Below are 15,260 nucleotides of genomic sequence, written 5' to 3'. Positions count from 1 at the left end.
GGCCACGACGACGCGCGGCCCCTAGAGCGCCCAGGGGCTGATAAGCCGAAGCGAAAGCAGGACGCGCGCGACAGTCATGCAGACTTTCTACACATCGGCCCAGAATCGAGCAAGCAATTTGCGCCAGCCGCGCGATCCGTCGCAGCTGACGCAACGTTCTTCCGCGCAAAGGCTCGGTTCGGGCGTGTTACGATCGGGAAGTCGGCTGGAAAGGCGTCAAACCATCCCGCCAGCCCGGCGGTGTGGTGCGAACTCGACCTCAGCCCTCCGCTTCTTCCGCGGTCTCCCGGCGCTTGAGCCAGGCGCGGCTGAGCAGCCCCATGCCTAGCCAGATCACCACCGCCAGCACGATCATCACGATGTGCTGCTTGCCGCCGCCCTTCATCGCCTGGACGATCGAATTGCCGGCGAAGGCGGTCAGGGCGATCTTCGGCACGATGCCGATGGCGGTGCCGGCGGCGAAGTCGCGCAGGCGCATCGGCGTGACGCCGGCGGCCATGTTGACGACGATGAACGGCGCCGAGGGCACCAGGCGCACGATCAGGCTGGCCATGAAGCCGTTCTTGCCGATCATCCGCATGAACTTGTTGACGCCCTCGCCGGCGAAGTCGCGCAGGATCCGCGCGCCGTAGGCCCGGCCCAGCCAGAACCCGACCAGCGACGAGACCAGGGTGCCGATCCAGCTGTAGGCGAAGCCGGCCCAGGGCCCGAACGCCACCACCGCCGCGGCGATCAGCACGAACTGCGGCACGCCCAGGAAGGCCATAACCGCGAAGGCCGCCACGGCCATCGGCAGGGCCCAGGGCCCGCTGGCCGCGCCCAGCCAGTGCTCGACCGCCGTCTCGCCGTTGACGCCCAGCAGCTGGGCGCCGAACAGGAAGACCAGCCCCACCCCGCCGAACAGCACGAACGAGACCGCCACCGTGCGCCAGGCGCGGGCGTCCATATTGGTCACGAAATCGAGTATGCGGCGGATCACGGGCCCTCCTCGCGCAAGCGTCGCCCAGGGTCAAGCAAGGCTTTAGGCGGACACGCGCCGAGAGCGCAAAGGAAACGGGCGTTTTTCCGACCGATGCGCCGGAACCGCGATCCGGGGACGTTAACACTCGCCCGCCACGACATTTCGGTTGCGTAAGCTTCACATGACAGCGTTACTTATCCACAGGCTGCAAGGGCCGAAAACCTTGGCCCGGTAAGGAGTTGGATCGTGAAGACCCTGGCAGTGATCTCCCGCAAGGGCGGCGCCGGCAAGACGACGCTCGCGGTCAATCTGGCGATCACCGCGCATCTCTCCGGCCTCAAGACCATGCTGGCCGACATCGATCCGCAACGGTCGGCGACAGACGCCCTGCGAGCCCGCAACGGCGACGGTCCCGTGCTGGCCGAGATCAACGCCGGCAAGCTGTTCTCGACCCGGGTCCAGGCCCAGCACGGCGACTACGACGCCCTGGTCATCGACACCCCCGCCGCGCCCGAGGCCGACGGCCTGCAGGCGATCAACTGCGCCGACCTCTGCGTGCTGGTCTGCCGCCCGACCTTCCTGGACATCGCCTCGGTGGTGCGCTCGGCCGAAGCCGTCCGCCGCCTGGGCAAGAAGGGCGTGATCGTGCTGAGCCAGGCGCCGTCGCGCCGCAACGGCGTCGAGCCGCCGTCGGTGCTGAAGGCCGCCGAGGCGCTGCGCTTCACCGGCATGCCCCTGGCCCCGATCGGCCTGCGCGCCCGCACCGCCTTCCAGCAGTCGCTCGCCCATGGTCGGTCGGTGTGCGAGTGGGAGCCGGGTTCAGCCGCCGCCGAGGAAATTTCGCGCCTGTGGGACCTGATCGCCCCGATGCTGCTGAGCCAAGAGGACATCCGCGCCCGCGCCGGCTAAGGCTCGGCGCATGAAGATTCTCGCCGTCTCCGGCAGCCTGCGCGCCGCCTCGTACAACACCGCCCTACTCCACGCCGCCCGCGAACTGGCGCCCGAGGACATGACGATCGAGGTCTTCGGGCTGGGCGACCTGCCGTTCTTCAACCAGGACGTCGAGGACCAGGGCGATCCGGCGACGGTCGCCGCCTGGAAGGCCGCCGTGGTCGCGGCCGACGGCCTGCTGATCGCCTGCCCGGAATATAATGGCGGCCTGACGGCGGTGCTGAAGAACGCCATCGACTGGGCCTCGCGCGGCAAGCCCGCCCCATTGGACGGCAAGCTCGCCTGCGCCCTGGGCGCCAGTCCGGGCATCACCGGCACGGTCCGCTCGCAGGACGCCTTGCGGCTGAACCTGAAACGAACCGGCTGCGATCTGACCCCGCTCTCCGACATCCTGGTGGGCCAGGCCCATACCAAGTTCGAAAACGGCGCCCTAATCGACGAGCGCACGCGCCAGGCGATCGCGCGCCACCTGGCCAGCTTCGCGGCGATCGTGAAGGCGCGCGCTTCTTGAACTCTACTGCGCCAGCTTCTTCAGGTCGTAGTCGGGCCCGAAGTCCAGCACGAACACCGGCCCCAGCAGCACGGTCTGCTTGGCCGCGCCCAGGTGCAACGAGACGCTGCCCGCGCCGGCCGGGATGTCGATCGTGGCGCGGCCCGGCACGGTGTACATCTTCCACTCGCCCTCGACCTTGAGGCCGCCTTGCATCGCCGCGTCATAGGGCGCGGCCGCCTGTTGGACGCGGACCGCCGAGATGTCGGCCGCTGCCGGCCCGCCATCGACGCTCTCGGCCTTGGCCCAGAACGCCACCAGCAGCACGTCGCCCTTGGTGACCTTGCCCGCGACGGGCTGCGAGGCGCCGACGCCCCACGGCTTGTCGCTGGCCGCCTGGACCTCGACCTTCATGGCGCCGCCGCCGGCGATGGCCTTGTCCTTGACCGCTGCGCTCTTCTGGCCCGCGCCATAGATCGCCCAGTTGGCCGAGGGCTTGTTGATCGCCTTCTGCAGGATGTCGCCGTCGCCCGACTGGCGGGCGAAGCCTGACGACGCCGCGCCCAACGCCAGCGCCACGATGGCCAAGGCGATGTAGAGAATCTTCGTCTTCATGGTGGTTTCCCTCCCCTTCGGGACCGTCTTGGCGGTCCGCGTTTCCCCCGAGGTCGACCGGCGTTCCCCGCGATCGATCCTACTGGTGGTAGCGGTATCTTGGAGACATCTCGGGCGCAAGAAGGTCGTCTCGGCCAAGCGTCACCGAAATGTCCCAAGTGGTCGATGAAACGTCCCGCTTCGCGTTGCGCCGCGGCGAACGGGGGCGTAAAGACCGCCGCAATCCTGAAACGGCCCGCTTGAAGGGCCATGCAAGCACAGGGGAGTCCTGCAAGATGTCGCTCGAGTCCGCCGCCCTGCGGCGCATCGCACCGTCGGCCACCATCGCCATCAGCGCCAAGGCGCGCGCGCTGAAAGCCGCCGGTCGGGACGTGATCGCCCTTTCCGCGGGCGAGCCTGACTTCGACACGCCGGACAATATCAAGAATGCCGCCATCGAGGCGATCAAGGCCGGCAAGACCAAATATACCGACCCGGACGGCATGCCCGAGCTGAAGGCCGCGATCTGCGCCAAGTTCAAGCGCGAGAACGGCCTGGACTACAAGCCGAGCCAAGTCCACGTCGCCCCGGGCGGCAAGCCGGTGATCTACAACGCCTTCGTCGCCACCCTGAACCCCGGCGACGAGGTGATCATCCCCGCGCCGTACTGGGTGTCGTATCCCGACATGACCCTGCTGGCGGGCGGCACGCCGGTGTCGGTCGAGACCACCGCCGAGAGCGGTTTCAAGATCACGCCGGAAGCCTTGGAAGCGGCGATCACGCCCAAGACCAAGTGGCTGATCATCAACAGCCCGTCCAACCCGTCGGGCGGCGCCTATACCCGCGCCGAGCTGCAGGCCATCGCCGATGTGCTGCTGCGCCACCCGCAAGTCTGGGTGCTGACTGACGACATGTACGAGCACCTGGTGTTCGACGACTTCGAATTCACCACCATCGCCCAGGTCGAGCCCAAGCTCTATGACCGCACCCTGACGATGAACGGCGTCTCGAAGGGCTATTCGATGACGGGCTGGCGCATCGGCTACGCCGCTGGCCCGGAAGCGCTGATCAAGGCCATGGGCAAGATGATCAGCCAGACGACGTCCAACCCCTGCTCGATCTCGCAGTGGGCGGCGCTGGAGGCCCTGAACGGCCCGCAGGACTTCATCAAGCCGAACGCCAAGCTGTTCCAGGAACGCCGCGACCTCGTCGTGTCGATGCTGAACCAGGCCACCGGCCTGCACTGCCCGACCCCGGAAGGCGCCTTTTACGTCTATCCGTCGTGCGCCGGCCTGATCGGCAAGACCGCGCCGTCGGGCAAGGTCATCGCCAGCGACGAGGACTTCGCCGGCGAACTGCTGGAAGCCGAGGGCGTGGCGGTCGTGCACGGCGCCGCCTTCGGCCTGTCGCCGTTCTTCCGCATCAGCTACGCGACCAGCAACGAGGTCCTGGAAGACGCCTGCCAGCGCATCCAGCGTTTCTGCGCCAACGTGAAGTAGACATCTATCGCCCCGCCGGTTCGCTTTTGGTCGGATCGGCGGGGCGCGCTCTGCGCCATATGCGTTTAATGTCGAAACCGAAAGCGGCGGAAGCGCGCTTGAGGAAAACTGTCGCGCTAGGCGGCCAACGGAGGTCGCCGACATGGCGCGCACACCCAACTACTCCTTCGAACGCCAGGAACGCGAACGCCAGAAGGCGCGCAAAGCCGCCGAAAAGGCTGCCGAAAAAGCCGCGGCCAAGCAGGCCGCGCAGTCGGACGAGCTCCCTCCCCGGGAACAAGACGACAACTGAAAGATACGGCGTGACCCATTCGACAATGTATAACCACGAGACTGTCTCGCTGGACGGCGAGCACTTCTCGGGCTGCGAATTCCGCGGCTGTCGGCTGATCTATGCCGGCGGTGAAGCGCCGACCTTCGACAACTGCCGCTTTGAAAACTGCGAGTGGAAGTTCGACGACGCCGCCGAGCGCACCCTGGCCCATTTGAAAGTCGTCTGGAACAACGGCGGCAAGGCCCCGGTCCAGGCTATGATCAAGGAAATCACCGGCGGCGGCCGGTGATCGAACTCTCCGCCAGGAGAGCGCCTAGTCCGGCAGTTGGAACAGATCCTCGACGCTGACGCCCAGCACCTTGGCCAGGGTCAGCGCCAGGATCGTGGACGGCACGAAGACGCCGTTCTCGACGGTGTTGATGGTCTTGCGCGAGACCCCGGCCTGGTCGGCCAGGTCCGCCTGGGTCAGCCCCTTCCCCGTGCGGACTTCGCGCAGGCGGTTGTTCAGCCGTTCATGCATCCCGGTAAGCGCGCCGCTCCAGATAGGAAAACACCAGCAACGGTACGGTCACCCCGAAGGTGATCACCGCGTGCAGGACCTCGCGGGTCGTCACCGTCTCGAACAAGCTCAAGGCGTAGAGGCCGAAGGCGACGGCCATCATCGTCCAGAAGCCCCAGACCAGCGACAGCCGGCGATGTGCCCGCGTGGACTCGTCGTCCAACAGGCCGCGCACGTCGCGACCGCGCAGCAGATTGCCGCCGGTCGCCAGCAGCACCAGCAGGACCAAGGCGTTCACGGCCCAGGCCCCGATCTTGACGTGGTTGATCCGCGAGGCTTCGACCAGCGCGCCGTTCGACAGATAGACGGCCTGCAGCGCCAGGAACATCACGGCCAGCACCGCGAAGATCCGCGCCCGGCGCTTGGACAGCCGCTCGGCCTTTTCGACCCGATTGAGTTCGTTCATCGCGATTCCCCCGTGCGATCATGTAACTTGAAGGTTACATGTAACTCACAGGTTACACGCCGACAAGAGGCCTTTCGCGATCGACCCTAGCCGTTGATCCAGTCCGTCAGACCTTCGCGGGCGTGAGCCTCGCGCAACGCTGGGCGCTGCCGGACGCGATCGAGATAGCGCTTCAGGTTCGGCCAGGCGGTGGCCGGCTTGGGCATGTTGCGGCTCCAGCGGCACAGGATCGTGGTCAGCAGGTCGACCGTGGTGAAGTGGTCGCCGACCATGTAGTCCCGATCCGCCAGACGCGCGTCCAGCCGCGCCAGGCCGGCCTCGATCCGCGCCAGCGCGGCCGCCTGCACCGCGTCCTGGGCCTCTCCGCCCGCCGGCTCGTGCGGATAGAACCAGGCGCGGAAGTTCGGCTGGAAGCTGTTGGCCAGCCAGAGGGTCCAGCTCAGATATTCCGCCCGCTCCGGCGAGCCCGGCGGCGGCGCGAAGCCGGCCTCCGGATGCCGCTCGGCCAGCAGGGTGGCGATGCCGGCCATCTGGGTGATCGGCGCGCCGTCGACGATCAGGGTCGGGACCACGCCATCGGGATTCAGCGCCAGATATTCAGACGTCTTGTGCTCGCCCTTGTCGAAGTCGAGCAGCCTCAGGTCGAACGGGACGCCAAGCTCGAGAAGCAGCCAGTGGATGGCCGTGCCGGCCGTGCTGGGCGAACCATAAAGGGTGTACATGAAGAGCCCTCCGCGCTGATGCGGCGGATGTCGGCTGCTTCTCCCGAATGGTCAAGCCGGCGCGAAGAGGCCCCTGCCCTTTCGAGCAGAGGCCCTCGAAATCATCGGATGGCGGGCGCCTAGTGCTTCTCGCGCCACTGCGACTTGGCGTCGTCCTGGGTCAGGGCCAGGTGAACCTTGTCGTCGTCAACATATTCCACCCACGACAGCGGGATCAGGTGGTGCTTGAAGCCGCCGCCCAGATCCAGCTTGGCCAGCTCGATCTCGCCGCCGGCGATGTGGTCCACCCGGCCGACATGGCCGCCGTCCGAGCCGACCACTTCCTGGTGCTCACGGATTTGCGTGACGTCGATCATCTGTCGTCTCCAGCGATTACGGGAGGGGATGTCCTCGCGACATCAAACGGCCACGCCACCGGCCAAGTTTCGGCTTGCCATGCACGCATGGATTGTTCTTGATACGTTCCGAATGATTTGAGGACGACGCATGAGCCTCCGCGCCCTTCTCGCCGCCGTGCTCCTCGCGGCCGCGACGCCCGCGCTCGCCGACCCGGCGATCGGCAAGCGAGTCGACGCGGTGTTCGCCGACGACGCCGTGACCCTGACCGAGGCCGGCAAGACCGTGCTGGCGTACCGGACCAAACCGCTGAACCCGGCCGCCGAGCCGGGGCGCGCCAACTATGTCGGGGCGCTCTACGCCCCGGACGGCGCGGCGCTGGTCGAGGACAGGCCGGGCGACCATCCGCACCAGCGCGGGGTCTGGTGGGCCTGGATGAAGGTCCAGACCGGCGGCAAGACCGTCGCCGACGGCTGGTACATGAAGGGCCTGACCTATTTCGTCCGCGAGAAGCGCTTCCTCGGCGACGCCGAGGGCGGCGGGACCCTGACGGTCGACGTCGACTGGATGGTCAATTCTGGGCCGGAGCTGGCCTATGTCGCCCGCGAGACCACCAAGGTCACGGTTCGGCCGCTAAAGGCTGGCGCGCGGCGGGTCGAGTTCGACACGACGATCGTCTCGCGCGTCGACGCCCTGGGTCTAGGCGGCAGCGAGGACGACCGTGGCTTCGGCGGCTTTTCGATCCGCCTGGTGGATCCCGAGCACCTGACCTTCTCGTCGGGCGGCAAGACCATCACCCCGAACGGCGGCGCGATCGACGCCGGGCCGAACATGGGTTTCGCCTGGAGCGGCGGAAGCGGCGGAAGCGGCTCCCCCGCTTGGGCGGTGGGTTTGGCCTGCAAGGCCAACGGTCAGGCAGTGAAACGCTGGATGCTGTATAACGACCGCTCGATGCAGAACTGCGTCTTCCCGGGCCGAGCTCCGCTGGTGCTGAAGAAGGACCAGGCCTTGCATCTGCAGGAAACCCTGGTCATTCGTCCGATCGCCAAGAAGAAACCCTGAGCCTTTAGGACACGGGAGAGCCCGCCATGGCCGACATCGTCAATTTCAACCAGGCTCGCAAGGCCAAGGCCAAGGCCGACGACAAGACCCGGGCCGCCGAGAACCGCGCCAAGTTTGGCCGCACCAAGGGCGAGAAGACGCTGGACGCCGCGCGGGCCGACAAGCTCAAGCGCGACCTCGACGGCGCCAAGCGCGAGGACTGAGGCGCTGGCAGGACTCAAGAAACGATCGGTGAACCTGGCCGGCCACGCCACCTCGCTGGCCCTGGAGCCGGAGTTCTGGGCGGCGCTGGAACGGGCGGCGGCCGACGGGGCCTTAAGCCTGGCCGGCCTGATCCAGCGCATCGACAGCGAGCGCGGGGATCGTCCGCTGGCCTCGGCCTGCCGGGTGTTCGCCCTGGAACGGGCGGGGCGATAAACGCTGTCATCGCGGCCGTAGCGAAGCGAAGAGCCGCGATGACAGCGTAGCCTACCGCCGCGCCTCGGCCTCCACGCCCGGACGGCGCGAGATCGGAACCGGGGCGGGCTGCGGGTTCGGACCCTTGCGCAGCGCGGGCATGTCGGTCAGGCGCTGGCGGAGATCCACCCTGTCGCCGGCCATGACGCCCAGCTTCCACGCGCCCCAGACCGCGGCGGCCAGGACCAGCACGACCAGCAGGGCGGCCCAGACGCCGCCGCGCTCCGAGTCGTGACGTCCAGAATGACGTCCGTCGTGCGCGAGTGTCTTCATGAGCCGCCCGGCGCCTTGGGCGCTTCAGGGGCCTTCGGCGCGTCGGGCAGCTGCGGCGCCGAGGCCGAGATGTCGACGTCGACCTTCTTCTTCTGCGTGAAGCCGCCGGACATCATGAAGAAGGCGAGCACCGCGACGATGACCACGAGGCCGCCCACGATGAACGCCAAGCTACTGTTGCTCCCGCCGCCGCTGCTGGTTTCTTCCGCCATCAGAGTCTCCGTGCCTGTCGGCTCTGTTTCCAATGGCGGATCAACGGTACGCGAGCCGGGAAGTTCCTTTCCCGACACTCGCGGCCGCCGCCGCCCTGGATCCTCGGGGGCTTAAGCCGCGCGAGGTTTGTGCTACATATGTTCCATGTATCCTGACGCCGACTCGCCGGATTTCCCCGGCGACCTCCCCGCCCCCCGCATCTCCGACCTCGCCCGGCCGCGCCCCCCGGCCCAGGCGGGCGTCGCGCCCGCCTATCTGGACGGGCTGAACCCCGAGCAGCGCGAGGCGGTCGAGACCACCGAGGGGCCGCTGCTGGTCCTGGCCGGGGCCGGCACCGGCAAGACCCGGGTGCTGACCACGCGCCTGGCCCACATTCTCGCCACCGGCCGCGCCCGGCCGTGGGAGCTGCTGGCCGTCACCTTCACCAACAAGGCCGCCCGCGAGATGCGCGAGCGGATCACCCACATCATCGGCCCGGAGGCCGAGGGCCTGCGCTGGCTGGGCACCTTCCACTCGGTGGCCGCCCAGATCTTGCGCCGCCACGCCGAGCTGGTGGGGCTGAAGTCGAACTACACGATCATCGACACCGACGATAACGAGCGGCTGCTCAAACAGCTGATCGAGGCCGAGAACATCGACGCCAAGCGCTGGACCCCACGGATCCTGTCGCAGATCATCGACGGCTGGAAGAACCGCGGCTGGACGCCCGACCGCGTGCCGACCAGCGAGGCCGGCGAGTTCGCCAACGGCAAGGGCATCAGCCTCTATCGCCAGTACCAGGAACGCCTGCGCATCCTGAACGCCTGCGACTTCGGCGACCTGCTGCTGCACAATATCAGCCTGTTCACCGGCCATCCCGACGTGCTGGAGGATTTCCAGCGTCGCTTCAAATACGTGATGGTCGACGAGTACCAGGACACCAACGTCGCCCAGTACCTGTGGCTGCGGCTGCTGGCTCAAGGCCGCCAGAACGTCTGCTGCGTCGGCGACGACGACCAGTCGATCTATGGCTGGCGCGGGGCCGAGGTCGACAACATCCTGCGCTTCGAGCGCGACTTCCCCGGCGCCAAGGTCGTTAGGCTGGAGCGCAACTACCGCTCGACCGAACACATTCTCGCGGCGGCCTCGGGCCTGATCACCGCCAACAAGGGCCGGCTGGGCAAGACCCTGTGGACCGAGGCGACGGGCGGCGAGAAGGTCAAGGTCAGCGGCGTCTGGGACGGCGAGGCCGAGAGCCGGATGATCGCCGACGAGATCGAGCGGGCCAAACGGGCCGGTCGCAAGTACAGCCAGATGGCCATCCTGGTCCGCGCCTCGTTCCAGATGCGCGCCTTCGAAGAGCGGTTCGTGCTGCTGCAGATCCCCTACAAGGTGGTCGGCGGCCCGCGCTTCTTCGAACGGGCCGAGATCCGCGACGCCCACGCCTATCTGCGCCTGATCCAGTCGCCGGACGACGACTTGGCCTTCGAGCGCATCGTCAACACGCCCAAGCGCGGCATCGGCGACACCAGCGTCCAGAAGCTGCTGCAGATCGCCCGGCTGGGCGGGATCTCGACCGTCGAGGCGGCCCGCCAGATCATCGCCAGCGACGAGCTGCCGGCCCGCACCCGCACCGCGCTCAGCAACTTCATCCGCGATCTGGACCGCTGGCGCTCGCTGGTCGGCAATGTCCACCACCAGCGCCTGCTGGAGACGGTGCTGGAGGAGAGCGGCTATACCGACGCGCTGCGGCTCGACAAGGGCCCGACCAGCCAGACGCGGCTGGAGAACCTGAAGGAACTGGTCCAGTCGATGGCCGCCTTCGACACGCTGGAGGCCTATCTCGAGCACGTGTCGCTGGTCATGGACCTGGACCGCGAGGCCACCGGCGACGCCGTCTGGATCATGACCCTGCACTCGGCCAAGGGGCTGGAGTTCCCGCTGGTCTTCCTGCCCGGCTGGGAGGAAGGCGTGTTCCCCAGCCAGCGCAGCATGGACGACAAGGGCGAGAAGGGCCTCGAGGAAGAGCGCCGCCTGGCCTATGTCGGCATCACCCGGGCTCGCGAGCAGGCCCTGATCAGCTTCGTGGCCAACCGCCAAGTCTATGGCCGCTGGACGTCGCAGCTGCCCAGCCGCTTCGTCGACGAGCTGCCGATCGCCCACGTCGATGCGGCGTCCGAGACCGGCTATTACGGCGGCGGCCCCGGCATGCAGTCGACGGCCGCCTCGCGCTGGGACGATCCCGGCACCAGCGCCTTCCAGGCCGGCAGCTACGACAGCCCAGGCTGGAAACGGGCTCAGGAACGCACGGCCGGCTTTGGCGAACGCGGGACCGCCTGGCGCGGCGCGACGGGAACCCGCGCCGGCTCGGCCGCCCGTTCGGCCCCAATCGAGGGCGAAGGCCGGCTGGTCGCCGTCTCCGCCCCCGTGGGTAGCGCCTATGCGCGCGGCGACCGTGTGTTCCACGTCAAGTTCGGCTACGGCAAGGTCTCCGGCGTCGAGGGCAACAAGCTGACCGTCGCCTTCGACAAGGCCGGCGAGAAGAAGGTCATCGACAGCTTCGTCGAGAAGGCTTGAGGTCGGTCCGGTCACTGGCCCCCTCCGCGCCTGCGGCGCTCCTCCCCCGGAGGGGGAAGAAGGGCGTGCATCTTCCGCCCCCTCCGGGGGCGGACGGCCGCGAAGCGGCCAGGTGGGGGCAAGTGACATCGGCTTCACGCGGCTCACCGCTGAAGTTTGGTGGGGAGGCGACGGAGCGGCCGGGCGAACCCGGATGACCGTGAGTATTTGTGTGCGTTTCGGTTCGTCGTCCGCTCCGTCAGGCTGTTCTCTGCCGTGAGGACGGCGGGCGTGAGCGTTGTCTGCTCGGGCCTCCGCTACCCCCGGACGGGCGTGGACCAACTGGATCGGCTATTCCGTCTCCAGCTCGGCGATCCACGATAGGCGGCTTGTACGATCACCGCCCTGTCGACGAGGCCGCCGGGAACCGCCAGCGGCCCCGCTCAACCTATCCCCATCGCCGCTTCGGGCCGGATCCAAGCGCCCTCCCCTTGCGACGGGGACAGCGATGATTGTGCGGCGGTTCTGAACGCGGATCATTCAGCGGCGCGTAAAAGTGAGAAGTGGTTGAAATCGTGAGACTCTACCTCGCGAACGCCGGGGATACAGCGCACCCAATCCCCGTACTTCCTTCTCCCCTTGCGGGAGAAGGTGTCGCCGAAGGCGACGGATGAGGGGTCGATAATCCTGTCGGCTTGGCGCCCAGCATCCACCGCCCCAGCAGCTTCTCCGTCCTTCAACCCCTCACCCGACCCGCTGCGCGGGCCACCCTCTCCCGCAAGGGGAGAGGGAATTGTGCGATTGGAGATCAAGCGCTCCGCCTGCGCCTCGGTGTCGCGGGGGTTGAACGCGACAAGCGGCTAACCATATGCTAGTCAGAGAGCAGCCAAACGCCTTCAGCCCGACCGGTTGAACGCTCCCGGCGCTCCATCGCCCCGCCGTCCTCGACGGCTGCGGGCGGATTTTTCCAACCCTTTGATCTCTACGGGCTGGCGACACGCCATGCCCTTGTCTGGAACTTTATGAAAACCAACGTTACCCGCGCGGCCGCTCTTCATCGCGCGCCCCGCATTTCCTCCCCCACGCAATCGCCGCCCCGCTTGGCGCAGTCCGCCGCGCGTCCCGCCGCTTCCGACTGGGCCTGGCCCGGCCTGACCCGCGCCGAGCTGCGCGAAATGGTCATCGAACAGATCGGCTGACCTGGCCTACACTCAGGACGGGCTCGCCGCCCGTCCCTTCGGCCGCCTTTCCACCAACACCGTCTCCCACGCCCCGACCGCCACCAGCGCCAGGGTGGTCAGCACCGATAGCGCTAGCGGGCTGACATGCCCCGCGATCGGAACCGTCGCCGCCAACAGGCCAAGGCCGACGATCCGCGTGTACGACCACCGCCGAAACACGGCCAGCTTGAACACCACCGACCCGAACAGGAACAGCGCCGGCCCGCCGATCACGGCGGCGGCGATCTTGAAGTCGGTGTGGCCCAGCGGATGGTGCAGCACCCACTCGTCGCCCACCGCCGCCACGATGATGCCGGCCACCGGCAGCAGGTGGCTGTAGGTATAGGCCACCCGGGCGATGGCCCCGGGATTGGCCGAATGGGCGATGGCCTCGCTGGCCGCCTCGGCCGTCGACGAGAAATAGATCCACCACATGGCGATGCTGCAGACCAGGGCGCTGGCGAAGGCGGCGATCACCTCGGCGTCCCAGGGCAGGCCCACGACGGTGGCCCCGGTGACGACGATCGACTCTCCCAGAGCGATGATCGTGAACAGGGCGCAGCGCTCGGCCAGGTGCCCGCCCTCGACGGCCCAGTCGTTGGCGTTGGAGCGGCCCAGGCCCGGCGTCCAGAACCCCAGGGCGGGCCCGGCATACTCGATCGCCATCGCCAGGGCCCAGACCAGCAGCCGCGTCTCGCCGTCGATCAATGCGCCGGAAATCCAGAACAGGCCTGAAAAGGCTAGCCAAGTCAGGATCCGCCCGAAGTTCAGACGATGCGCAGGCTCGCGCCAGACGCTGACCAGGAAGAACGACGTCCTTCCCACCTGAATGAACACATAGGCGGCCGCGAACACCAGGCCGCGCTTGCCGAACGCGTCGGGAATGGCCGCCGACAGCACCAGGGCCGCGGCCATCATCACGAACAGCATGATCCGCACCGGCGGGCGCTCGGGGTCCAGCCAGTTGGTGACCCAGGCCGTGTAGACCCAGGCCCACCAGACCGCCAGCAGCAGCAGGCCAGCGTGCAGCAGCCCCTCGCCCGTCGGATGGGCCAGCACGGCATGGGACAGCTGGGTGACCGCGAACACGAAGACCAGGTCGAAGAACAGCTCCACATAGGTGACGCGGGCGTGCTCGTCGGCGTGGCGTTGGCGCAGCAGCGGCGTCTTGCGGTCGGTCATGGCGTTCCCTTCGACACCGAGCCTAGCCGCGCGTCGGCGAGTCTCGCGAGAGGCTTTCGCCCCCGTTTCGAACCAAATGACACTCTCACGCGCTATCTCGGCATGGACCGGCTCGAACATCTGCTGACAAGCCTGAAGGCCTTCGCCCTCACCCGGCCGGTGGCCTATGGCGCGCCAGCCTGCGCCGCGATCGGCGTCATCGCGGGCCTGGCCATGCAAACCGGACCGCAGGACGGGCCCTATAAGTCCGAGATGGCGCCGGCCCAGACGTCCTACGAGGCCATGGCCGAGCCGATCGCGTGGCCGGCCGGCAAGGTCCCCGACTATGTGGTCGGCACCGACTTCCTGAAGGCGACCCAGCCGCCGCCAGTCCAGATGGCCTCGTACGAGGAGCCCTCCTACGAAGCCCCGCCGATGCCGGACATTCCGCCCTATCAGCCTGGTATCCATGGTCCGGCGACCGCGCCGCCCGATCCCGACGGCCCCCATTGGGCGTCCGAGCGCGGCGACATCCGCGACGTCTCCCTGCCCGAGGATCGCGCGCCACAGCCGGTCCCGACAGTGCTGGCCGACGCGGCGGCGACCGGCATGACGACGCGCTGAAGGCTCGCCTTTTCGGCGCTTTGCCGCTAACGGAGCGGCATGACCGACTATACGCCCCAGCAGATCGTCGCCCGCGGCGCGCGCGCCGAAGCCGAGACCGCCGCCGACGCCATCGACAACCATCCGGGCCTGGAAGGCGCGACCTACTCGATCCTGGAAGAGGACGAGGACAAGAACGTCTGGCGCATCGACGCCTTCCCGACCACGGAAGACGAAGACGAAGGGCTGATGACCCTGCTGGCGGGCTTTGACCTGAAAGTCACGCGCGACACCCTGGCCGACGCCGACTGGCTGGCCATGGCGCTGTCGGGCCTGCCGCCGGTGCGGGCCGGCCGCTTCTTCGTCTATGGCATGCACGATCGCGGTCGCCTGCCGGCCAGCACCATCAATCTGCGCATCGAGGCCGGCGCGGCCTTCGGCACCGGTCACCACGGCACCACCGTCGGCTGCCTGCAGGCCTATGACCGTCTGATCAAGGCGCGGCGCTTCAACAAGGTCCTGGACGTCGGGGCCGGCACCGGCCTGCTGGCCATCGCCGCCGCCCGCACGGGCACGAAACTGGCGGTCGGCACCGACATCGACAAGCCGTCCGTGCGGATCGCCAAGGAAAACGCCCTGGTCAACAAGGCCAACGCCCGCTTCGTCCACGCCTCGGGCCTGTCGAACAAGCTGGTGGCCGAAAACGCACCCTACGACCTGGTGTTCGCCAACATCCTGGCCCGGCCGCTGATCAGCCTGGCCCAGGACATCAAGCGCGCCCTGGTCCCCGGCGGCACGGTGATCCTGTCGGGCCTGCTGCGCACCCAGGAGCGGATGGTCAAGGCCGCCTATCTGTCGCGCGGCTTCAAGGTGGTGAACCGCATCCACCGCGACGCCTGGGCGACGCTGGTGCTGCAGCGGCCCTAGGAACTTAGGTCTCACCGG

21 protein-coding genes and 1 pseudogene are annotated in these 15,260 nt (G+C 67.9%); 11 read left to right on the top strand and 11 right to left on the bottom strand.

Features of this window, described 5'->3' with window-relative positions:
• Positions 1-21: 21 nt before the first annotated feature.
• Positions 22-78, bottom strand: coding sequence for a hypothetical protein (locus tag ASC70_RS24980; protein WP_156136705.1), 57 nt, complete (start codon positions 76-78; stop codon positions 22-24).
• Between the two features lie 181 nt (positions 79-259).
• A complete protein-coding gene (locus ASC70_RS12625) occupies positions 260-979 on the bottom strand; it encodes a TVP38/TMEM64 family protein (RefSeq protein WP_047404552.1) in 720 nt (239 codons plus the stop codon).
• Positions 980-1,207: 228 nt separating this feature from the next.
• On the opposite strand from ASC70_RS12625, the gene ASC70_RS12620 reads away from it, so the two are divergent.
• Positions 1,208-1,870, top strand: coding sequence for a ParA family protein (locus ASC70_RS12620; protein WP_047404551.1), 663 nt, complete (start codon positions 1,208-1,210; stop codon positions 1,868-1,870).
• A gap of 10 nt (positions 1,871-1,880) precedes the next feature.
• On the top strand, positions 1,881-2,423 hold the full coding sequence (locus ASC70_RS12615; RefSeq protein ID WP_056050492.1) for an NADPH-dependent FMN reductase: 543 nt from the start codon (positions 1,881-1,883) through the stop codon (positions 2,421-2,423).
• Between the two features lie 3 nt (positions 2,424-2,426).
• On the opposite strand, the gene ASC70_RS12610 is transcribed toward ASC70_RS12615, so the two are convergent.
• Positions 2,427-3,017 (bottom strand): carbohydrate binding domain-containing protein, encoded by a 591-nt coding sequence (locus tag ASC70_RS12610; RefSeq protein WP_056050490.1) that lies wholly within the window; start codon positions 3,015-3,017, stop codon positions 2,427-2,429.
• A gap of 275 nt (positions 3,018-3,292) precedes the next feature.
• On the opposite strand from ASC70_RS12610, the gene ASC70_RS12605 reads away from it, so the two are divergent.
• The 3 genes from ASC70_RS12605 (at position 3,293) to ASC70_RS12600 (ending at position 5,058) form a co-directional block, all read left to right on the top strand.
• A complete protein-coding gene (locus ASC70_RS12605; protein WP_056050488.1) occupies positions 3,293-4,495 on the top strand; it encodes a pyridoxal phosphate-dependent aminotransferase in 1,203 nt (400 codons plus the stop codon).
• Positions 4,496-4,637: 142 nt separating this feature from the next.
• A complete protein-coding gene (locus ASC70_RS25295; protein ID WP_164468815.1) occupies positions 4,638-4,787 on the top strand; it encodes a hypothetical protein in 150 nt (49 codons plus the stop codon).
• Positions 4,788-4,797: 10 nt separating this feature from the next.
• Positions 4,798-5,058: a hypothetical protein gene (locus ASC70_RS12600; protein WP_156136701.1), complete on the top strand. Its 261-nt coding sequence runs from the start codon at positions 4,798-4,800 to the stop codon at positions 5,056-5,058.
• 24 nt (positions 5,059-5,082) lie between these two features.
• Here ASC70_RS12600 and ASC70_RS12595 read toward each other — a convergent pair whose 3' ends face one another.
• From ASC70_RS12595 to ASC70_RS12580, 4 genes are all read right to left on the bottom strand, one after another.
• Positions 5,083-5,289, bottom strand: a complete 207-nt coding sequence (locus ASC70_RS12595) for a helix-turn-helix transcriptional regulator (RefSeq protein WP_047404541.1) — start codon at positions 5,287-5,289, stop codon at positions 5,083-5,085.
• Entirely contained in the window at positions 5,282-5,734 is a 453-nt protein-coding gene (locus tag ASC70_RS12590; protein ID WP_056050486.1) for a hypothetical protein, read from the bottom strand. The genes ASC70_RS12595 and ASC70_RS12590 overlap by 8 nt, the downstream gene beginning before the upstream one ends.
• Positions 5,735-5,820: 86 nt before the next feature.
• Entirely contained in the window at positions 5,821-6,456 is a 636-nt protein-coding gene (locus ASC70_RS12585) for a glutathione S-transferase family protein (RefSeq protein ID WP_056050484.1), read from the bottom strand.
• 119 nt (positions 6,457-6,575) lie between these two features.
• Positions 6,576-6,812, bottom strand: a complete 237-nt coding sequence (locus ASC70_RS12580; protein WP_047404533.1) for a DUF2171 domain-containing protein — start codon at positions 6,810-6,812, stop codon at positions 6,576-6,578.
• Between the two features lie 130 nt (positions 6,813-6,942).
• Here ASC70_RS12580 and ASC70_RS12575 point away from each other — a divergent pair, with 130 nt between their 5' ends.
• From ASC70_RS12575 to ASC70_RS12570, 3 genes are read left to right on the top strand one after another with little or no spacing between them, the layout of a single operon-like run.
• The gene (locus ASC70_RS12575) at positions 6,943-7,854 is read left to right on the top strand and encodes a DUF6807 family protein (protein ID WP_056050483.1); all 912 of its coding nucleotides are present in this window, start codon (positions 6,943-6,945) and stop codon (positions 7,852-7,854) included.
• A 26-nt stretch (positions 7,855-7,880) separates the two neighbouring features.
• On the top strand, positions 7,881-8,057 hold the full coding sequence (locus tag ASC70_RS24500) for a DUF4169 family protein (RefSeq protein ID WP_082539581.1): 177 nt from the start codon (positions 7,881-7,883) through the stop codon (positions 8,055-8,057).
• 4 nt (positions 8,058-8,061) lie between these two features.
• A complete protein-coding gene (locus ASC70_RS12570; protein WP_056050626.1) occupies positions 8,062-8,271 on the top strand; it encodes a ribbon-helix-helix domain-containing protein in 210 nt (69 codons plus the stop codon).
• Positions 8,272-8,322: 51 nt separating this feature from the next.
• On the opposite strand, the gene ASC70_RS12565 is transcribed toward ASC70_RS12570, so the two are convergent.
• The gene (locus tag ASC70_RS12565; protein ID WP_056050480.1) at positions 8,323-8,583 is read right to left on the bottom strand and encodes a hypothetical protein; all 261 of its coding nucleotides are present in this window, start codon (positions 8,581-8,583) and stop codon (positions 8,323-8,325) included.
• Positions 8,580-8,795 carry a hypothetical protein gene (locus ASC70_RS12560; RefSeq protein ID WP_056050479.1) on the bottom strand — a complete coding sequence of 72 codons (216 nt, stop codon included), beginning with the start codon at positions 8,793-8,795 and terminating at the stop codon, positions 8,580-8,582. The genes ASC70_RS12565 and ASC70_RS12560 overlap by 4 nt, the downstream gene beginning before the upstream one ends.
• A gap of 145 nt (positions 8,796-8,940) precedes the next feature.
• On the opposite strand from ASC70_RS12560, the gene ASC70_RS12555 reads away from it, so the two are divergent.
• Positions 8,941-11,352, top strand: coding sequence for an ATP-dependent helicase (locus ASC70_RS12555; protein ID WP_056050476.1), 2,412 nt, complete (start codon positions 8,941-8,943; stop codon positions 11,350-11,352).
• An 11-nt stretch (positions 11,353-11,363) separates the two neighbouring features.
• Here ASC70_RS12555 and ASC70_RS25985 read toward each other — a convergent pair.
• Both ASC70_RS25985 and ASC70_RS12550 read right to left on the bottom strand, forming a co-directional pair.
• A pseudogene (locus ASC70_RS25985) lies at positions 11,364-11,490 on the bottom strand (hypothetical protein).
• A gap of 1,052 nt (positions 11,491-12,542) precedes the next feature.
• A complete protein-coding gene (locus tag ASC70_RS12550) occupies positions 12,543-13,733 on the bottom strand; it encodes a low temperature requirement protein A (protein WP_056050474.1) in 1,191 nt (396 codons plus the stop codon).
• Positions 13,734-13,835: 102 nt separating this feature from the next.
• Between ASC70_RS12550 and ASC70_RS12545 the strand changes: the two genes are divergently transcribed.
• Positions 13,836-14,336, top strand: a complete 501-nt coding sequence (locus ASC70_RS12545) for a hypothetical protein (protein WP_056050473.1) — start codon at positions 13,836-13,838, stop codon at positions 14,334-14,336.
• A gap of 39 nt (positions 14,337-14,375) precedes the next feature.
• Positions 14,376-15,242 (top strand): 50S ribosomal protein L11 methyltransferase, encoded by an 867-nt coding sequence (locus tag ASC70_RS12540; RefSeq protein WP_056050471.1) that lies wholly within the window; start codon positions 14,376-14,378, stop codon positions 15,240-15,242.
• Positions 15,243-15,260 lie beyond the last annotated feature (18 nt).

It is taken from the genome of Caulobacter sp. Root343 (assembly GCF_001425745.1).
Taxonomy (GTDB): Bacteria; Pseudomonadota; Alphaproteobacteria; order Caulobacterales; family Caulobacteraceae; genus Caulobacter.
This window is presented reverse-complemented; position numbering and strand designations above follow the sequence as displayed.

Coding starts and splice junctions, on each gene's coding strand:
- ASC70_RS12615 (WP_056050492.1), top strand. CDS start 1,881: ATGAAGATTCTCGCCGTCTCCGGCAGCCTGCGCGCCGCCTCGTACAAC.
- ASC70_RS12610 (WP_056050490.1), bottom strand. CDS start 3,017: ATGAAGACGAAGATTCTCTACATCGCCTTGGCCATCGTGGCGCTGGCG.
- ASC70_RS12605 (WP_056050488.1), top strand. CDS start 3,293: ATGTCGCTCGAGTCCGCCGCCCTGCGGCGCATCGCACCGTCGGCCACC.
- ASC70_RS25295 (WP_164468815.1), top strand. CDS start 4,638: ATGGCGCGCACACCCAACTACTCCTTCGAACGCCAGGAACGCGAACGC.
- ASC70_RS12595 (WP_047404541.1), bottom strand. CDS start 5,289: ATGCATGAACGGCTGAACAACCGCCTGCGCGAAGTCCGCACGGGGAAG.
- ASC70_RS12590 (WP_056050486.1), bottom strand. CDS start 5,734: ATGAACGAACTCAATCGGGTCGAAAAGGCCGAGCGGCTGTCCAAGCGC.
- ASC70_RS12585 (WP_056050484.1), bottom strand. CDS start 6,456: ATGTACACCCTTTATGGTTCGCCCAGCACGGCCGGCACGGCCATCCAC.
- ASC70_RS12580 (WP_047404533.1), bottom strand. CDS start 6,812: ATGATCGACGTCACGCAAATCCGTGAGCACCAGGAAGTGGTCGGCTCG.
- ASC70_RS12575 (WP_056050483.1), top strand. CDS start 6,943: ATGAGCCTCCGCGCCCTTCTCGCCGCCGTGCTCCTCGCGGCCGCGACG.
- ASC70_RS24500 (WP_082539581.1), top strand. CDS start 7,881: ATGGCCGACATCGTCAATTTCAACCAGGCTCGCAAGGCCAAGGCCAAG.
- ASC70_RS12565 (WP_056050480.1), bottom strand. CDS start 8,583: ATGAAGACACTCGCGCACGACGGACGTCATTCTGGACGTCACGACTCG.
- ASC70_RS12560 (WP_056050479.1), bottom strand. CDS start 8,795: ATGGCGGAAGAAACCAGCAGCGGCGGCGGGAGCAACAGTAGCTTGGCG.
- ASC70_RS12555 (WP_056050476.1), top strand. CDS start 8,941: ATGTATCCTGACGCCGACTCGCCGGATTTCCCCGGCGACCTCCCCGCC.
- ASC70_RS12550 (WP_056050474.1), bottom strand. CDS start 13,733: ATGACCGACCGCAAGACGCCGCTGCTGCGCCAACGCCACGCCGACGAG.
- ASC70_RS12545 (WP_056050473.1), top strand. CDS start 13,836: ATGGACCGGCTCGAACATCTGCTGACAAGCCTGAAGGCCTTCGCCCTC.
- ASC70_RS12540 (WP_056050471.1), top strand. CDS start 14,376: ATGACCGACTATACGCCCCAGCAGATCGTCGCCCGCGGCGCGCGCGCC.